This window comes from Terrabacter terrigena (genome assembly GCF_042676085.1).
GTDB classification, from domain to species: Bacteria; Actinomycetota; Actinomycetes; order Actinomycetales; family Dermatophilaceae; genus Terrabacter; species Terrabacter terrigena.
Genome location: NZ_JBHTKH010000001.1, coordinates 545360 through 561813 on the forward strand (window position 1 = coordinate 545360; position 16454 = coordinate 561813).

Consider the following 16454-nt stretch of genomic DNA (forward strand, 5'->3'; position numbering starts at 1 on the left):
CGGTCCGGGTTGAGCAGCCCGACGGGTCAGCCGGGGGGCGGCGCAGGCGGGTCGTCAGCCCGCGGCGGCGCGCCCGGCGCTCCCGAAGGGCCTCCCGGCCCTGCATGCGGCGTCCCCTGCGGCGTCCCCTGCGGCGTCACCGGCGCGATGCCGATGCTGGACTGCCCGCCGACGGAGATACCCGCTTTGGCGAGGATCTCGCGCCCCTGCTGGGCCACCTTGTGCTCGGCGAACACCTCGTAGCGGGTGGCCACGACCTGGCTCACCGACGAGAAGTCACGAGCACCACGGGTGAATGCGTAGCCGACGAGTGACCAGATGAGGCCGAACACGGCTCCGTACAGGGCGGTCGAGAGCAGCAGTGTCACCGCGCTCGTCGGCCGGGAGAAGAGCGACAGGATGAGCCCGACGAACAGGCCCAGCCAGATCCCGGAGAGCAGCCCGCCCAGCGCCACCCGGCCCCAGGTGAGCCGCGCGGTCACCCGTTCCAGCTGCTTGAGGTCGGTGCCGACGATGAGGCAGTTCTCGACCGGGAACTGGTTGTCCGACAGCGTGTCGACGGCCTTCTGGGCGTCCTCGTACTCGTCGAAGACGCCGAGCGACATGGGGTACTCCAAGGACAGCGTCGCGAATCCCTGGCGTCCCCCCGGGCCCTTCGGTTGCAGGCTCATGTCCCCATCCTCGCACCAGGCCCCCGGGCACCGGGTTGTCAGGCCTTGAGCTTGTAGTCCTCGACGAGCCTCCGGCCGATGATCATCCGCTGGATGTCCGCGGTGCCCTCGCCGATCAGCAGCATCGGGGCCTCGCGGTAGAGGCGCTCGATCTCGTACTCCTTGGAGTAGCCGTAGCCGCCGTGGATTCGGAAGGAGTCCTCGACGACCTGCGAGCAGTACTCGGACGCAAGGTACTTCGCCATGCCGGCCTCGAGGTCGTTGCGCTGGCCGGAGTCCTTCTTGCGTGCGGCCTTGACCATCATCTCGTGGGCCGCCTCGACCTTGACGGCCATGTCGGCGAGCCGGAAGAGCACCGCCTGGTGGTCGACGATCTTCTTGCCGAACGTCTCGCGCTGCTGCGCGTAGGACACCCCGAGCTCGAACGCCCTTCTCGCGACACCGCACCCGCGGGCAGCGACGTTCACACGGCCCACCTCGACGCCGTCCATCATCTGGTAGAAGCCCTTGCCCGGCTCGCCACCGAGAATCTGCGCGTCGGTCGTGCGGTGCCCCTCGAAGACGAGCTCGGTCGTGTCGACGCCCTTGTAGCCCATCTTGTCGATCTTGCCGGGCACGGTGACGCCCTGGGCGGTCTCGCCGAAGCCAGACTCCTTCTCGACGAGGAAGGTCGTCATGTTCCTGTAGACCGAGTCGGCGCCGGTGTCGGTCTTGACGAGCACGGCCACGAGGTTGGCGGAGCCACCGTTGGTCAGCCACATCTTCTGGCCGTTGATCGTCCAGTCGCCGTCGTCACCCTTGACGGCCTTCGTCTTGATCGCCGACACGTCGGAGCCGCAACCGGGCTCGCTCATCGAGAAGGCGCCACGGATCTCGCCGGTGGCCATCTTCGGCAGGTAGCGCTGCTTCTGCTCGTCGGTGCCGTGCTGGAGCACCAGGTACGCGACGATGAAGTGCGTGTTGATGATGCCGCTGACGCTCATCCACCCGCGGGCGATCTCCTCGACGCAGAGGGCGTAGGTAAGCAGGGACTCGCCGAGCCCGCCGTACTCCTCGGGGATCATCAGGCCGAAGATCCCCATCTCCTTCATCCCGTCGACGATCGCCTGCGGGTACTCGTCCTTGTGCTCGAGCTCGGTGGCGACCGGGATGATCTGCTCGTCGACGAACTCACGGACGAGCTTGACCAGCTCGTGCTGCTCCTCGGTGAGGCCTTCGGTCTGCTGGAGTCGGGACATGAGCGGATCGCCACCTTGCGAGTGCGTTGGGCTGGGACAACTGCGACCGAGTATGCCGCCGCGTCGGCTGCCCGGTCAGCGCGCTCGCGTGTGAGTACCGACACCTGTGTCGTGGGTCACCGAGGACCCTTGCTACCAGAGCTGTCCGAAGCCGACCTTCTTCGACTTGACCGGCCCTTCGAGTGTCGAGCGCTGGCTGAAGTCGCCGTCCTTGAGCCCGGCGGTGACGCTACGGAGCAGGTCGGCGCGGCTCGCGTGGGGGTTCGTCCTGACCGCCTTGAGGAAGAGGTAGGTGAAGGCGCCGTTGGACCGGCCGTCGAAGGTCGCGTCGGACGCGGTCTCGTCCGGCTTGCACGCAGCGAAGAGCACCGGCTTGGAGGCCGTGCTGCGGCTCCTGGTCAGCTCCACGAGGGCCTTGCGGTCGACAGTGCGCGCCGGGGCGACGGCTCGCAGCGCTCGGGTCTGCTGGAGGCCGCGGCGGGTCGGGGCTGGGAGGAACCGCGGCTTCCGCCCGAGCAGCTGGGACTGCAGGATCTCCTCGAGGTCCTTCAGGCCGGTGCCGCTGTGGCACGTGTCGAGAAGCACTTCGAGCAGCACGCCGGCCGGGACCCGGGCGAAGAGGTCGCGCAGCTCGTCGTCGACGATGACCGTGTCACGGTCCCACTGGTCGCCCTTCTGGCGGATGTCGTGGCAGGCGAAGGCCTCGTCGAGGTCGTCGGGCTCGACGTCGCCGCCCGGCTCGTTGGGCACCTGGGTGCCGTGGCTGGAGATCGTGAAGACGAGGTGGTCGCCCGGCTTCGCGGTGGTGACCAGCTGCGTGAGGGCCGCCATCACGTTCCTCTTCGTCGCGTCCGCGTCGGTGAGCACGGTCGTCGACCTGGCCGTGAAGCCCATCGGCCGCAGCGCCTTCGCGATGTCGCCGGCGTCGTTGACGCAGCCGGCCAGCCAGCTCGTCTGCGGCAACGACGCGAACTCGTTGATCCCCACGCACAGCGCCCTGCGTGCCATGGTCGTTCCCTTCTGCTCGTGAGCTCGCTCATGCGGCCGGGCTCCTTGTGGCGTATGCCGTTTCAGACCGTCTCCAGGACGGCGTCGGGTCGCGCGTAGACGACGTAGGCGAGCCAGGTCGGGTCGCCCGCGTCACGTGCCGCCTCGCGGGCCACGGCGCTGGCGCGTGACATCTGCGTGCCCTTGAGCAGCTCGTCGTAGAGGGTCTCGACGAAGAGGCGCGCGGGCTCCTCCTGCACCGACCAGAGGCACGAGACGAAGGCCGAGGCGCCGGCGTCGAGGAACGCCTTGGCGAACCCGCCGACCGTGGTGAGCAGCTCGCCCGACCGACCCGTCTGGCAGGCGTTGAGCACCACCAGCGGTCCGGGCACCCCGGGGTCGGTCCAGTCGACGTTCTGCGCGACGTCGGTGGAGCTCAGGTACTGCTCGCGGACGGTCGAGCCGCGCCTCTGGCCGCGCAGCAGCACCTTCGCGTCGGCGACGTCGTCGGAGCGCGCTGCTCCGTGGCCCGAGAAATGGAGCAGGTCGAACCCGCCGCCGCGCAGCAGCCGCTCGACTGCGTCGGGTGTGGCGGTCACCGCCTTGGCCCCGAACCGCTCCTTGAGGTAGCCGGCCTCGGCGAGCCCGACGTCGTTCTTGAACATCGGGTTCGCGTAGACGGGACAGATCGACCGGGCCCTGCCGCGCCGTACCCGCATCTGCTGGGGCGGGAAGCTGCCGAGCTGCCACCGCACCAGGCCGCCGGAGGCGAGGAAGCGCGGCGTGGTGCCACGTTTGCCGCGAGGAGGCTTGAGGTGCACGAGCTCCCACGGGACGTAGGGCTCGTCGGTGTAGACGATGAGGTCGTGCACGCGGTCCCGGCGCTGCCACAGGTAGGCCTGCAGGTCCTCCGGGAAGAACTGGTCGAAGAGCAGCGTGCCGGTGTTCTGCAGCTGTGACATCCGTTGGCGGGCAGTGAGATCCGGGTCCTTGATGACGCGCTCGACCTCTGCGATGCGTTGCTGGACGAAGTCGTCCCGCCCGGTCACCGGCGCCGACTCGAACACCCGCACGGGCTCGCCGGGCACGAGGCGGAGCGCGTAGCTGTAGACGCGCTCCCCCGTCACGCGCCGACCCTCCACGATGTCGAGGCACGGCAGTCCGTCGAGCTCCGGGGCGTCGACGCCGGCGTGCACCACGGCCGTGACGGGCTGCGGGCCGAGCACCGTCGCACCGTCGGCGGCCGCCTCGAGCGTCAGCGTCGCGACGAGCACGCTGCCCTGGCGCAGCGCCACCGCCACCCGGACCGGACCCACGGCGAGGGCTCGCACCCTGAAGGTCAGCTCGGCGGCCCAGTCGGCGCTGTCGGGGAGGCCGAAGACCTTGGGGTCGGGCTCCAGCACCTGCGCGTTGTCCTTGGCGTAGACCTGCACGCTGGCCGCACGCTTCGCGTCGACGTGGACCTTCTCGCCGACGTGCACCGTGCCGGGGGAAGCCACGAGGGCTGCTCTCGAGAGGCGGACCCGCACGGTGAAATCGGAGCCGGGTGCCACCGTGGACGGCATCTCGGCGGCGAGCTCGGCGGACGTCTCCTGCACCGGCGGCTGCGGCGGGGCAGGAGGCGGAGGCGCGGGCGGCTCGGCCTCGGCTCCCACCGGCTCGGGCCCGGCGGGCGCCTCCTCGAGATCGCGGTCGTCGGCCGGCAGCGCTGCGGTCATCCACGCCGGGAGCTGGGACTCGTCGCCGGAGGCCCCGAGACCGAGCGGCAGCCACTGCGAGAGCTGGCCGATCACGCGCAGCTGGGCGAAGTAGTTGACGTGGTGGACGATGTCGTTGGTGCCGAGCGCGCACGTCTCGCGCACGTGGCCGCCGGCTGCCGTGCCGATCGTCGCCATCGACTCCGTGTCGACCACGAGGTCGTTGCGTCCCTTGAAGATCCTGTCGACGAATCCCTCGGCGAGCCTTACCGCGAGCTCTCGCGGGAACTCCGGCGGGTTGTGGTGGTCGTCGAAGAGCGACACGTGGAAGTCGGAGGTCACCACGTACCACTCGGGCTGGTGCCTACGACGTGTCGGCCGGATGGCGTCGAGGGCGGTCACGAAGGTGCCTCCGGGTCGCATCGCCGCCAGGCCCGGCACGCCGTCGTCACCGGCGGCGCACGACGCGAGGTACTTCACGAGCGTCCCGATGCCCCGCACCACGCCGCCGACGATCGCCGCGAAGGGAGCCCCGCCCGGCACGAGCGAGAGTCCGCACGCCGTCAGGACGACGAGGTTCGTGTAGAGGTCGGCGAGGTCGTGCCAGCGCTCCGGGTCGGCCAGGTGGGTGCCGGCGTTCGTCGCCGCGACGAGCACGACGGAGCCGACCGTGGCCCGCAGGCCGGATGCCGGCAGCACGGACTCGACGAACGACCGCGTCACGAGGCCACCCCGGCTGTGTGTGATGACGTCGATGACGAGCTCGCCCTCGAACGGCTCGAGCAGCGCCACCAGGTCACGTGCGTTGTGCTCCGGGTCGACGCTGAGGGTGCGGTGGTCGAAGCCGAGCACGGCGTCGTATGCCGTCACGAGGGTGTCGACGAAGCCCTCTGCGCCGGGCGTGACCGCGAGCGCCCCGAAGGCCCCCAGCGTCGAGGAGAAGGTGCCGTGCACGAGCAGCAGCACCCGCGCCGGGTAGCGGGTCGGCAGCGCGACCTCGGCGATCGTCTCGACCGGTCTCCACGCGTCCAGGGAGCCACCGGTCACGTGGACGAGCCCGGTGCGCACGCCCGACTCGAGGCGCTCGACCACGGTGTCCACGACGGTGTCCACGACGGTGTCCACGACAGCCGGCACGGTGAAGCGCAGGACGACGGCCTGGAGCGCTCCGTGCAGCAGCTCTCCGAGCAGGCTGCGGTCGGCACCGGGGGACGCCCCGCCCTTCTGACGGCCGCGTCGCGGCGGACGGGCCGGCGGCTGCGGCTGCACGGGTAGCGCGAACGTCACGGTGCGCGCGCCGGTCTCGAGCGACCGGGACCGGGCCCCCTGGACCGGCAGGTGCCACGAGTAGACGCCTTCGCGCTCGAGCAGCACCACGGCGTTCTCACCGGCAGGGACATCGACGTCGACGTGCACGGTGCCGCGTCGGTTCGCGACGGGCTGCCCGTCGAGGTCGCGGGTGCCGCGCGGCGCCAGGTCGATGCGGTCGACGACGACGAAGTCGCTGTCGCCGAGCACGTCTGCGAGTGCTGCCCGCTCGGCGGCTCGTCGGTCAGGCTGCGGGACGTCCCGGTCCGCGCGACCGGACGCACCAGCGGCGGACACGTCGTACCCGTGAGGGGCACGCACGCGAACCGCTCCCCCGGCGAAGGACGCGGACGGCATACCTGGGCTCCCTCCCTGACGCTCCCTCCTGATGACACCGTAGAGGCGGACGACGTGCGCGGTGATACAACGCGGCAACCCGTCCGGACGCGTGGCGCCCCACGTGCGGGCCGGCAGCCGTCGGTCTCCCGTGCCGGCGATAAATCGGTTGCACACCTGGTGCGGCTGAGCCAGTCTCTAGGCGAGCGCTGCGGCACACGGCTGCACACCAGGACCCAAGGAGGGTGACATGTCCATCACGGCCACGGGCAGGCCTGCCCACACCATTTCTTCCTTGGAGTTCAATTGTCGTTCAATGCTTTTCACGAAGACGAGTACGAGGTCTTCGACGCCCGGCTGACCGACGGGCGGTTCGCCGACCTCGACCTCGAGTCGTTCGCGATCGACACCCAGCCAGACGCACCGCCCGAGGGCGAGCGCTGGTCGAGCTGGGACGGCGCGACCCACGGACCGAAGCCGCGGCCCGACTGGGTCATCACCGACCTCGGCGCCGTCGAGACGGACCTCGGCGTGCTGAAGACCGGCAAGGAGGCCGACGTCCACCTCGTGCGCAGGTGGGTGCCCGGGTCTGCCGACCGCGACGTCATCATGGCCGGCAAGCGCTACCGGTCGAGCAAGAACCGCCTCTTCCACCGCGACTCCGGCTACCTCGAGGGGCGGCGCGTGCGGAAGTCGCGCGAGACGCGGGCCATCCGGACCCGCACCTCTTTCGGCAAGGAGCTGATCAGCGGCCTGTGGGCCTTCGCCGAGTTCGAGACGCTGGTCCGGCTGTGGCACGAGGGGCTGCCGGTGCCCTACCCGGTGCAGATGTCCGACGACGAGATGCTGATGGAGTTCATCGGCTCTCCCGACGGGCAGGCCGCTCCGCGGCTCGCCCAGACGAGGCCCGCCCCGGACCTGCTGCCGCTGCTCTTCGAGCAGCTGCGCGACGCGATGCTCCGGCTCGCCGAGCTCGGCTGGGCGCACGGCGACCTGTCGCCCTACAACGTGCTGCTCGACGGTGAGGGTGACGACGCGCGTCTTGTCATCATCGACTGGCCGCAGGTGGTGGACGTGATCGGCAACCCGCACGGGCCCGAGTTCCTCGAACGCGACACGCGAAACATGTGTGACTGGTTCACTCGACGTGGGTATGCGGTCGACGAAGGCCTGCTCTTCGGTGACCTGATCGCCGCGGCGACGTCCCGCTGGTGATCGCGAGGAGGGCACGGACGCGATGGAGGCCACCCGTTCGTGGGGTGGCCTCCATCCATGTCCGGCGGTGCGTCGGGGGGTCGGCGCACCTCAGTCGGTGAGGAAGTCGGCGGTGTGGCCGAACTTGCCCGAGTGCACGAACGCCTCGAGGGGCAGACGCGAGCGGGGCAGGCGTGCGCGCGTGCGCAACCAGTCCGGCATCTCGGCGTCGCCATCCGGCCCAGCGGGCAGCCCGAGCGCGATGCCCGTCGTCACGGCCCAGTGCGGCGGCACGGCGAAGACCTCCGCGGCCGCCCGGTGGTCGAAGCCGCCGAACTGACGCACCTGCAGGCCCATCGACCGGGCCTGCACCGTGATGTGGGCGACCGCCTGGCCGAGGTCGAACATCGCGTAGTCGCTGTAGGCGATCTCGTGGTCCTCGTCGGTCGCGACCTGGTGCAGCGTGAGGATGATGGCCGAGGCCGACGGGGCCCAGACCTGGTTGGCCGACGACAGCAGCTCGACCATCGCGGCGTGCGTGTCGTCGCCGCGCAGCCCGACGATGAAGCCCCACGGCTGCGAGTTGCCGGCCGACGGTGACCAGCGCGCGGCCTCGAGGATGGCGCGCAGCGCCTCCGGCGACAGCGTGTGGGAGCGGTCGTAGACGAGGACGCTCTCGCGGTCGCGCAGCAGCGGCGTCAGCGTCTCCGGCTGCGCCGTCGGTCCCGCGGGCGTATGCCGTGCGCCCGACACCGTCGTGTCACTCACGTCGCGTCCTCCGTCCTCACCCACCCGTCAACGATGCCCGACCCCGCTCTCTTCCCGGCGGGTCCTGTGCCCCACGCCACGTAGGCGCCCCCTCTCGAGTCGAACGAGCACCCCGCCGGCTGCCACCGCCCGCGCCCCGACCCTCACGATAGAGAGAGCACTCCCTCACGCCTCCCACGCTGGCAGGGGCCGCCCTCGGGAATCGGGAGAGCGCTCCGTCGCCGATGTGCGGTGACGGAGCGTCCTCTCGACCGGGTCAGTAGGCGCGGCCGACCACGGCGAGCACGCCCTCGTCGTCCTCGGACTCCGGCACCGACCCGTCGGGCATCGTCAGGCACCGCACGGTCACGGCGGACTCGGCCAGGATCGCCTCGCCCTCCGGCCCGATCGTCGACCACGGGATCGTCGCCCAGCCGGTGCGGGCCGCCTCGCGGGCCTCGTCGATGCTGGTGACCGCGCTCGTGTTGGCGGTCTGGTGGGCCAGCGCGCCGGCATACAGCGCCTCGTGGTCCTCGTCGAGCGCACCGGTCACGCTGTCGACGACGCCGCCGAGCGGGACGGACACCTTGCCACCGGCGACGCGTCGGGCGACCGTGACGCTGCCGTCGGCGAGGTCGCGCGGCCCCACCTCGACGCGCACGGGGATGCCCTTGAGCTCGGCGTCGACGGCGCGACGACCGAAGGGCGTGTCGACACGGGCGTCGAGCTCGGCCCGCACGCCTCGGGCGAGCAGGTCCGCGACGACCTGCTCGGCCGCCGCAGCCACCCCGTCTCCGTCCTTGACGACCATCACCAGTGCCTGGACCGGCGCCAGGCGCGGCGGCACCCGCAGGCCGGCGTCGTCGCCGTGGCACATGATCAGGCCGCCGAGCATCCTGGTCGAGGTGCCCCACGACGTCGTCCAGCAGGTCTCCTGGCGCGACTGCTCGGAGAGGTAGGTGATGTCGAACGCCTTGGCGAAGTTCTGCCCGAGCTCGTGGCTCGTGCCCATCTGCAGGGCCTTGCCGTCGCGCATCATCGCTTCCAGCGCAAGGGTGTTGGTCGCCCCGGCGAAGCGCTCACGAGCGGTCTTGCGCCCGAGCACCACTGGCATCGCGAGGGTCTCGCGCATGAAGGCGGCGTAGACGTCGGCGTGGATGCGCCTCGCGTACGCCCGAGCGTCCTGCTCGGTCGCGTGGGCCGTGTGACCCTCCTGCCAGAGGAACTCGCTGGTGCGCAGGAAGACTCGCGGCCGCAGCTCCCAGCGCACGACGTTCGCCCACTGGTTGAGCAGCAGGGGCAGGTCACGGTAGCTCTGGGTCCACTTCGCCATGTACTCGCCGATGACCGTCTCGGACGTCGGGCGCACGACGACCTTCTCCTCGAGCTCCTTGCCGCCGGCGTGCGTCACGACGGCGAGCTCGGGGCTGAAGCCCTCGACGTGCTCGGCCTCGCGAGTGAGGTAGGACTCGGGGATGAAGAGCGGGAAGTACGCGTTCCTCGCGCCGGCCTCCTTGATGCGCCGGTCCATGTCGGCCTGCATCCGCTCCCAGATCGCGTAGCCGTACGGTCGGATCACCATGGTGCCGCGCACCGGTCCGTTGTCGGCCAGCTCCGCCTTGGCGACGACGTCCTGGTACCAGCGGGGGAAGTCCTCTGACTGAGGAGTGAGCACGGTCCTGGGCATGGGGCCGATCCTACGGACGGCACCAAACCAGGCGACCGCCCAGCGGATCCTCGATCGATCCCGACGCGAGGGCACACCGCCACAAGCCCTGCTCAGGCACGCTGCATCGTCGCGACCATGAACGCCTGCCACGCCTCCCGCGAGTCCGCGAGCTCGCCGGGCCCGCCGGCCTGCTCGAGTACGCGTGTGGTCGCGTCGCGCGTCATGTCGTCGAAGTCGCCGGTGATCGCCACGTCGGTGCGGCCCCAGACATGGCGGCACATCGCCTGCACCGCCTGGACCTGCGCGTTCGAGCGACGGATCAGCCGGGGCCGCTCGGGGCCGAACCGGCCGATGTCGACGTGGATGTGGTTCGCGTGAGCGTCATCGAAGAGGTAGGTCAGCACGTCGGCGAACTCGTGGTGGAGGCCGGCAGCCGTGCGCCAGTAGAGGGACAGCCGCCGGCGCAGCTCGGCCGCAGGGGCGTCACGCCACTCGTCGTGGCGCAGCGACGTCAGGTCACGGCCCCCGGCACGCAGCCTCGCGATGTCGATCGCCTCGCCGGAGCTGTGCCACGAGGTGGCCGACCCTCGCACCCAGGCACCGTAGGACCGGATCTCGTCGGGCACGTGGCCGACGTTCTCCCGGTGCAGGGCGAGCCATCGGTCGAGTCGGGCGCCGAAGGCCGCGGTGACGTAGTAGGTCGCCGGTCGGCCCGTGACCTCGTACGCGTGGGCCGCCGTGCCGATGCGTCGCCTCGCCTGCAGGGCGCGGAAGTCGACCGGCTGCGGGTCGACCCGCAGCTCGGGCGGCGGCGGCTCCGCGAACCCGGCGATCCCCGGCAGGGACGGGAGGCCGGGACCGCGCGACACGGCATACGCCCCACCGGCGGCAGCGGCCCCGAGCGCTCCGAGCGTGAGGAGGCGCCGACGGGTGAGGCGGGTCGATGGCGCCGGGACGGCGGCGTCGGGCGGCGGGGCGGCGCGCTCGTGCTCCGTCGTGTCGGGCCTCATGCCTGCTCCAACGTTCGGACCCGCCCTGGCGATCCCGGATGCGGTGCGCACCCGGTTGCGGGCCCTGCGCTCCGTCCATGCCGGCCGCCTCACTCCCCCAGCGCCGCACGCTGCTGCGTGCGGTGGTGGGCATCGCAGCTGCGAGCGCCGTCGCGGGTGTCTCCGCGTGCGGCGACCGTGCGCCCGGAGTCACGGTCTCGGACGGCGTGCTCGACGCGAGGTACGGTTTCGACGCACCGCGTTGGCGGCTCGCCGTGCCGGAGTCCGGCCGGGCCGCGGGCTCGTCGTCGCGCTCCACGGCGCGGGCGGCAACGCCGACGACGCCTTCGGACACGGCTACGACAGGTCCGTGGCGGCCACGGGGCTGGCCCTCGTCTCGGTCGACGGCGCCCGCAGCTGCTGGCACGCCCGCGCCGACGGCACGGACAGCGGCGCCATGGTCAGGGACGCCCTGATCCCGCTGGCGCTGAGCAAAGCCGCACTGCCGCCGACGACCCGGGTCGCCCTGCTCGGATGGTCGATGGGTGGCTTCGGGGCGCTGCTCCTCGCGAGTGACCTCGGGCCCACGCGCGTGACCGGCGTCATCGCGGCGAGCGCGGCGCTCTGGCTCCGCGGCTCCGACACGCCGGCTCGAGCGTACGACGGCCGTGAGGACTTCGACCGAAACTCGATCTTCAACCGGGTCGACAAGCCGGCCGGCATCGCGGTGCGGCTCGACTGCGGCCTGTCCGACCCGTTCGTCGGCGCCGACCATGAGCTCGCGACCCGGCTGCCCGGTGTCGAGACGCACTTCGAGCCCGGCGGGCACGAGCACGCGTGGTGGACCGACCACGCGGCCGGCGCTCAGCGGCGCCGGAGTGCTGCGGCGCTCCTGAGCGCCGCCCCGCCTCCTGAGACGTCCCGGCTCCGCGAGTCAGCCGAGGGCCGCGATGGCCTCGGCCGTGGCGAGCACCTTCTGCGCGGTGTCGACGTGGAGGTTCTCGATGAGCCGGCCGTCGAGGGTGGCGACGCCACGCCCTTCCGACTGTGCCTGCTCGAAGGCCGCGATCACGGCACGGGCGTCCTCGACCTGGGCCTCGCTCGGCGCGAAGACCTCGTTTGCCGGCTCGACCTGACCCGGGTGGATGAGCGTCTTGCCGTCGAAGCCGAGCTCGCGTCCCTGGCGCGCCTCGGCGAGGAAGCCCTCGGTGTCCTTCACGTCGTTGAAGACCCCGTCGACGACCGCGATGCCGGCCGCCCGGGCGGCGAGCAGGGCCAGCTGGAGGCTCGTCGCGATCGCCGCGCGGCCGGGTGCGAACGTCGCGCCGAGCTCCTTGTAGAGGTCGTTGGTGCCGAGCACGAGGCAGGCGAGCCGCCCCGAGGCGCGGGCGATCTCCTCGGCGTGCAGCACGGCGACGGGCGTCTCGACCATCGCCCACAGGCGCGTGTGGTCGGGAGCACCGGCAGCCTCCATCGCGGCCACGAGCCCACGCACCTCGTCGGCGGAGCTCACCTTCGGCACGACGATCGCGTCGGGCCCCGCGGCGGCCGCCGCGGCGAGGTCGTCGTCGTGCCACTGAGAGCCGAGGCCGTTGACACGGATCGTCACCTCTCTGCGGCCGTACTCACCCGACCGCGCTGCGGCACAGGCGTTCTCGCGCGCCGACTCCTTGGCGTCGGGCGCGACGGCATCCTCGAGGTCGAGGATGAGCGCGTCGACGGGAAGGGTCTTGGCCTTCTCGAGCGCTCGCTCGTTGGAGCTCGGCATGTAGAGGACCGAGCGACGGGGGCGGTAGGCACCGGCCCCGTCGGCGTATGCGGTCTGGTCTGGCACGTGGTCAGCCTTCCTGCGTGGCGGGCTCGGCGGCATACAGCTCGGCGAGCGCGGGGTCGGTCTTCGACAGGCGCTCGGCGAGCTCGACGATGACGAGGCACTGCTTGAGGCTCGCGTCGTCCTCCATCTTGCCGTCGAGCATGACGGCGCCGGTGCCGTCGCCCATCGCGGCGACGACGCGGCGGGCGTGCGCGACGTCCTCCGCCGACGGGCTGAAGACGCGCTTGGCGATGTCGATCTGCACCGGGTGCAGCGACCAGGTGCCGACGCAGCCGAGCAGGAACGCGTTGCGGAACTGGTCCTCGCAGGCGACGACGTCCTGGATGTCGCCGAACGGGCCGTAGTACGGGTAGATGCCGTGCATGGCGCAGGCGTCGACCATGCGGGCGATCGTGTAGTGCCACAGGTCCTGCTGCGCCGTCGCGCGCGCCCCCTGGACGTCGCCGTCGACGGGGTCGGTGCGCACGAGGTAGCCGGGGTGGCCCCCGCCGACGCGGGTCGTCTTCATGCGGCGGTCGGCCGCGAGGTCTGCTGGCCCGAGCGAGAGCCCCTGCATGCGCGGCGACGCGCCGCAGATCTCCTCGACGTTGACCATCCCACGGGCCGTCTCGAGGATCGCGTGCACGAGGACCGGGCGGCTCAGTCCTGCCTTCGCCTCGAGCTGGGCGAGGAGGCGGTCGACGTAGTGGATGTCCTCGGCACCCTGCACCTTCGGCACCATGACGACGTCGAGCTTGTCGCCGATCTCGGTCACGAGGGTCGTGAGGTCATCGAGCGCCCACGGGCTGTCGAGGGCGTTGATGCGGGTCCAGAGCTGGGTGTTCTCGCCGAAGTCGGTGGCCTTCGCGATGTCGACGAGCCCGGCGCGCGCCGCCTCCTTGCGGTCGGCCTTGACTGCGTCCTCGAGGTTGCCGAGGAGCACGTCGACGGTGCCCACGAGATCGGGCACCTTGGCCGCCATCTTCGGGTTGCTCGGGTCGAAGAAGTGGATGACCCTGGAGGGGCGGGCGGGCACCTGCGCCAGGGGCGTCGGCGCCCCCACCGCGAGCGGCCGGAAGAAGTCCTTGGCGCTGCGCATGGGCGTCAACGTAGCAACGGGTCAGAGACCCGCGTTATGACGACAGTCACGCCCGCCGTCGATGAGTTCGGCATCACTATGGTGGCGGTGTGACCGAGCGCGCGACCGAGCCAGCAACTCCGCCGGCAACCCCGCCTGCGAACCAGCCCGCGGCCGACCAGCAGGCCGAACCGCAGTCGGCCAACGCCTCGGCGCTGCTGAACGAGGCGATGGCGAAGTCGGGCCTGCTCTGGATCGAGGTGGCCGACGACCGCACCTGGCCGGCCTGGCACGTGTGGGACGACGGTGCCGCCCTCGTCGTCAGCGGCCCCGGCGAGCAGCCGCTCCCGTGGCTGCCCAAGGAGGTCCGGCTCATCCTGCGCAGCAAGGACACCGGCGGCCGCCTGCTGACGGTGCGCGCCCACGTGCACGTGCTCGAGCCCGGCACACCGGAGTGGCAGCGCGCGACCGAGCTGCTGCGCGCCTCACGGCTCAACGCCGTCGACGACTCGCTGACCCGCTGGGCGGCCGAGTGCACCGTGACGGCGCTCGTCCCCTTCGACAGTCCGCTCGAGTCACCGGGGGCGTATGCCGCCCACGACCATCGCGAGCCCCCGGCGCGCACCACGGCGACCACCACCTCGTGGCGCCCGTGGCACTGGGGCGGCCGTGGCGAGGAGAAGGCCGAGCGCAAGCGGCTGCGCGACGAGAAGAAGGCCGCGCGCCAGGCTGCCAAGGAGCGGGCCAAGCTGCGCAAGAAGCGCCAGCGACGTGGCGGCCGACGACGGGGCCGCTGAACCCATAGCCTTGCCCCATGAGTGCGAGCACCCGAGTCTTCGTCGCACGCCTGACCGGACTCAGTGTCTTCGACCCGCTCGGCGACCAGGTCGGCCGGGTGCGCGACGTCGTGGTGATGTTCGCGGTGAACCGGCCCGAGCCGCGCGCCATCGGGCTCGTCGTCGAGGTCCCCGGTCGGCGTCGGGTTTTCGTTCCGATGACCCGGGTCACCTCCATCGACGCAGGCGCGGTCATCACGACCGGGTTGGTCAACATGCGCCGCTTCGAGCAGCGCGTCAACGAGGTGCTCGTCGCCGCCGAGCTCTTCGACCGCGCCGTCCGCGTCACGGCCCCTGAGGCCGTCGAGGCCGGTTTCGCCGACGCCCTCGTCGAGGACCTCGCCATCGAGCAGGGCCCGCGCCGTGACTGGCTGGGCACCCGGGTCTTCGTGCGGCAGGCGCCGACCGGCATCTCTCCCGCGTCCAAGGCGATGTCGCGCCTCACGCGCCGACGCTCGGGCAAGACCATGCTCGTCGACATCCGCGACGTGGTGGGCCTGCACGAGCAGGCCGGGGCCCAGAGTGCCGAGCGCCTCCTCGAGACCTACGACGACCTCAAGGTCGCCGATCTCGCCGAGGTCATCCACGACCTCAACCCCAAGCGTCGCGCCGAGGTGGCCGCGGCGCTCGACGACGAGCGCCTGGCCGACGTGCTCGAGGAGCTGCCCGAGGACGACCAGGTCGAGATCATCGCCGGTCTCGACACCGAGCGTGCCGCCGACGTGCTCGAGGCCATGGAGCCCGACGACGCAGCCGACCTGCTCGCCGACCTCCCGCCGGAGCAGGCAGAGCAGCTGCTCCAGCTCATGGAGCCCGACGAGGCCGCACCGCTGCGACGCCTGCTCTCCTACGACGAGAACACCGCCGGCGGCATGATGACCACAGAGCCCGTGGTGCTCGGCCCCGAGGCGACGATCGCCGAGGCCCTCGCCACGGTGCGACGCGAGGAGCTCGCCCCCGCCCTGGCCTCGATGGTCTACGTCTGCCGCCCACCTCTCGAGGCACCGACCGGCCGCTATCTCGGCCTCGTCCACTTCCAGCGGCTGCTGCGCGAGCCCCCCCACGGCGCGATCGGGTCGATCATCGACAAGGAGATCGAGCCCCTCGCCGCCGGCGCGTCGCTCGAGACGGTCACGCGCACCCTCGCGACCTACAACCTCGTCTCGCTCCCCGTCGTCGACGACGACGGCCGCCTCATCGGGGCGGTCACGGTGGACGACGTGCTCGACCACATCCTCCCCGAGGACTGGCGTGAGGAACGGCACGAGCTGGAGGTGCGCCCGTGAGCGAGCGCGCCGAGCGTCGTCCCGGCTCGCGTGCCGTGCGCGGCGACAAGCTCGACCAGCCCCAGGAGCAGCGCGCCCGCGTCCTGCCCCGCCTGACCTTCTCTCAGGAGGCCTTCGGCGTCCTCTCCGAGAGGTTCGCCCGCCTCATGGGCACCGCCGGCTTCCTCATCGGCATGACGGTCTTCGTCGCCGCCTGGATCGTCTGGAACACCCTGGCGCCCGCACGGCTCATCTTCGACGAGTTCCCGTTCATCTTCCTCACGCTGATGCTCAGCCTGCAGGCGTCGTACGCCGCCCCGCTCATCCTGCTCGCGCAGAACCGCCAGGCCGACCGTGACCGGGTGGCCCTCGAGCAGGACCGCGCCCGTGACGAGCGCAACCTGGCCGACACCGAGTTCCTCACCCGTGAGGTCGCCTCGCTCCGCCTGGCCCTGCGCGAGCAGGCGACGCGAGACTTCGTCCGCAGCGAGCTGCGCAGCCTCCTCGAAGAGCTCGAGGACCGTTCCCTGCTCCGCGGCGACGACGGCCCCCACCCCCCGCAACACCCCGCCCACCACACCGAGTAGGCCACGGGGCACCGGCCCGCGACACCCGCGACCCGCCGC

The 16454-nt window shown here is 71.5% G+C and carries 13 protein-coding genes and 1 pseudogene; 5 read left to right on the top strand and 9 right to left on the bottom strand.

Annotation, left to right across the window (positions count from 1 at the left end; all coding sequences use genetic code 11):
* Positions 1-26 precede the first annotated feature (26 nt).
* The 4 genes from ACFQ2V_RS02515 to ACFQ2V_RS02530 form a co-directional block, all read right to left on the bottom strand.
* Positions 27-671, bottom strand: coding sequence for a general stress protein (locus tag ACFQ2V_RS02515; RefSeq protein WP_386050445.1), 645 nt, complete (start codon positions 669-671; stop codon positions 27-29).
* 38 nt (positions 672-709) lie between these two features.
* A complete protein-coding gene (locus ACFQ2V_RS02520; RefSeq protein WP_386050447.1) occupies positions 710-1909 on the bottom strand; it encodes an acyl-CoA dehydrogenase family protein in 1200 nt (399 codons plus the stop codon).
* 132 nt (positions 1910-2041) lie between these two features.
* Positions 2042-2917: a caspase family protein gene (locus ACFQ2V_RS02525; protein ID WP_386050449.1), complete on the bottom strand. Its 876-nt coding sequence runs from the start codon at positions 2915-2917 to the stop codon at positions 2042-2044.
* A 62-nt stretch (positions 2918-2979) separates the two neighbouring features.
* Positions 2980-6258 (bottom strand): DUF7379 domain-containing protein, encoded by a 3279-nt coding sequence (locus tag ACFQ2V_RS02530; protein ID WP_386050451.1) that lies wholly within the window; start codon positions 6256-6258, stop codon positions 2980-2982.
* A 285-nt stretch (positions 6259-6543) separates the two neighbouring features.
* Between ACFQ2V_RS02530 and ACFQ2V_RS02535 the strand changes: the two genes are divergently transcribed.
* Entirely contained in the window at positions 6544-7452 is a 909-nt protein-coding gene (locus ACFQ2V_RS02535) for a serine protein kinase RIO (protein WP_386050453.1), read from the top strand.
* A gap of 90 nt (positions 7453-7542) precedes the next feature.
* Here ACFQ2V_RS02535 and ACFQ2V_RS02540 read toward each other — a convergent pair whose 3' ends face one another.
* The 3 genes from ACFQ2V_RS02540 to ACFQ2V_RS02550 form a co-directional block, all read right to left on the bottom strand.
* Complete coding sequence (locus ACFQ2V_RS02540; protein ID WP_386050454.1) at positions 7543-8199, bottom strand: nitroreductase family protein; 657 nt, start codon at positions 8197-8199, stop codon at positions 7543-7545.
* Between the two features lie 256 nt (positions 8200-8455).
* On the bottom strand, positions 8456-9865 hold the full coding sequence (proS, locus tag ACFQ2V_RS02545; protein ID WP_386050456.1) for a proline--tRNA ligase: 1410 nt from the start codon (positions 9863-9865) through the stop codon (positions 8456-8458).
* 92 nt (positions 9866-9957) lie between these two features.
* Positions 9958-10857, bottom strand: a complete 900-nt coding sequence (locus ACFQ2V_RS02550; RefSeq protein ID WP_386050457.1) for an extensin family protein — start codon at positions 10855-10857, stop codon at positions 9958-9960.
* Between the two features lie 436 nt (positions 10858-11293).
* On the opposite strand from ACFQ2V_RS02550, the pseudogene ACFQ2V_RS02555 reads away from it, so the two are divergent.
* A pseudogene (locus ACFQ2V_RS02555) lies at positions 11294-11596 on the top strand (alpha/beta fold hydrolase); the annotation flags it as partial.
* Between the two features lie 174 nt (positions 11597-11770).
* On the opposite strand, the gene ACFQ2V_RS02560 reads toward ACFQ2V_RS02555, so the two are convergent.
* A complete protein-coding gene (locus tag ACFQ2V_RS02560; RefSeq protein ID WP_386050459.1) occupies positions 11771-12670 on the bottom strand; it encodes an HpcH/HpaI aldolase/citrate lyase family protein in 900 nt (299 codons plus the stop codon).
* Positions 12671-12674: 4 nt separating this feature from the next.
* On the bottom strand, positions 12675-13748 hold the full coding sequence (locus tag ACFQ2V_RS02565) for an HpcH/HpaI aldolase/citrate lyase family protein (protein ID WP_386050461.1): 1074 nt from the start codon (positions 13746-13748) through the stop codon (positions 12675-12677).
* Between the two features lie 89 nt (positions 13749-13837).
* Here ACFQ2V_RS02565 and ACFQ2V_RS02570 point away from each other — a divergent pair, with 89 nt between their 5' ends.
* Genes ACFQ2V_RS02570 through ACFQ2V_RS02580 form a run of 3 tightly spaced genes read left to right on the top strand, consistent with a single transcriptional unit; the run spans position 13838 to position 16415 of the window.
* On the top strand, positions 13838-14524 hold the full coding sequence (locus ACFQ2V_RS02570) for a hypothetical protein (RefSeq protein WP_386050463.1): 687 nt from the start codon (positions 13838-13840) through the stop codon (positions 14522-14524).
* 17 nt (positions 14525-14541) lie between these two features.
* Positions 14542-15849 (top strand): magnesium transporter MgtE N-terminal domain-containing protein, encoded by a 1308-nt coding sequence (locus ACFQ2V_RS02575; protein WP_386050465.1) that lies wholly within the window; start codon positions 14542-14544, stop codon positions 15847-15849.
* Positions 15846-16415 (top strand): DUF1003 domain-containing protein, encoded by a 570-nt coding sequence (locus tag ACFQ2V_RS02580; RefSeq protein ID WP_386050467.1) that lies wholly within the window; start codon positions 15846-15848, stop codon positions 16413-16415. Before ACFQ2V_RS02575 ends, ACFQ2V_RS02580 begins: the two co-directional genes overlap by 4 nt.
* The last annotated feature ends 39 nt before the right edge of the window (positions 16416-16454 follow it).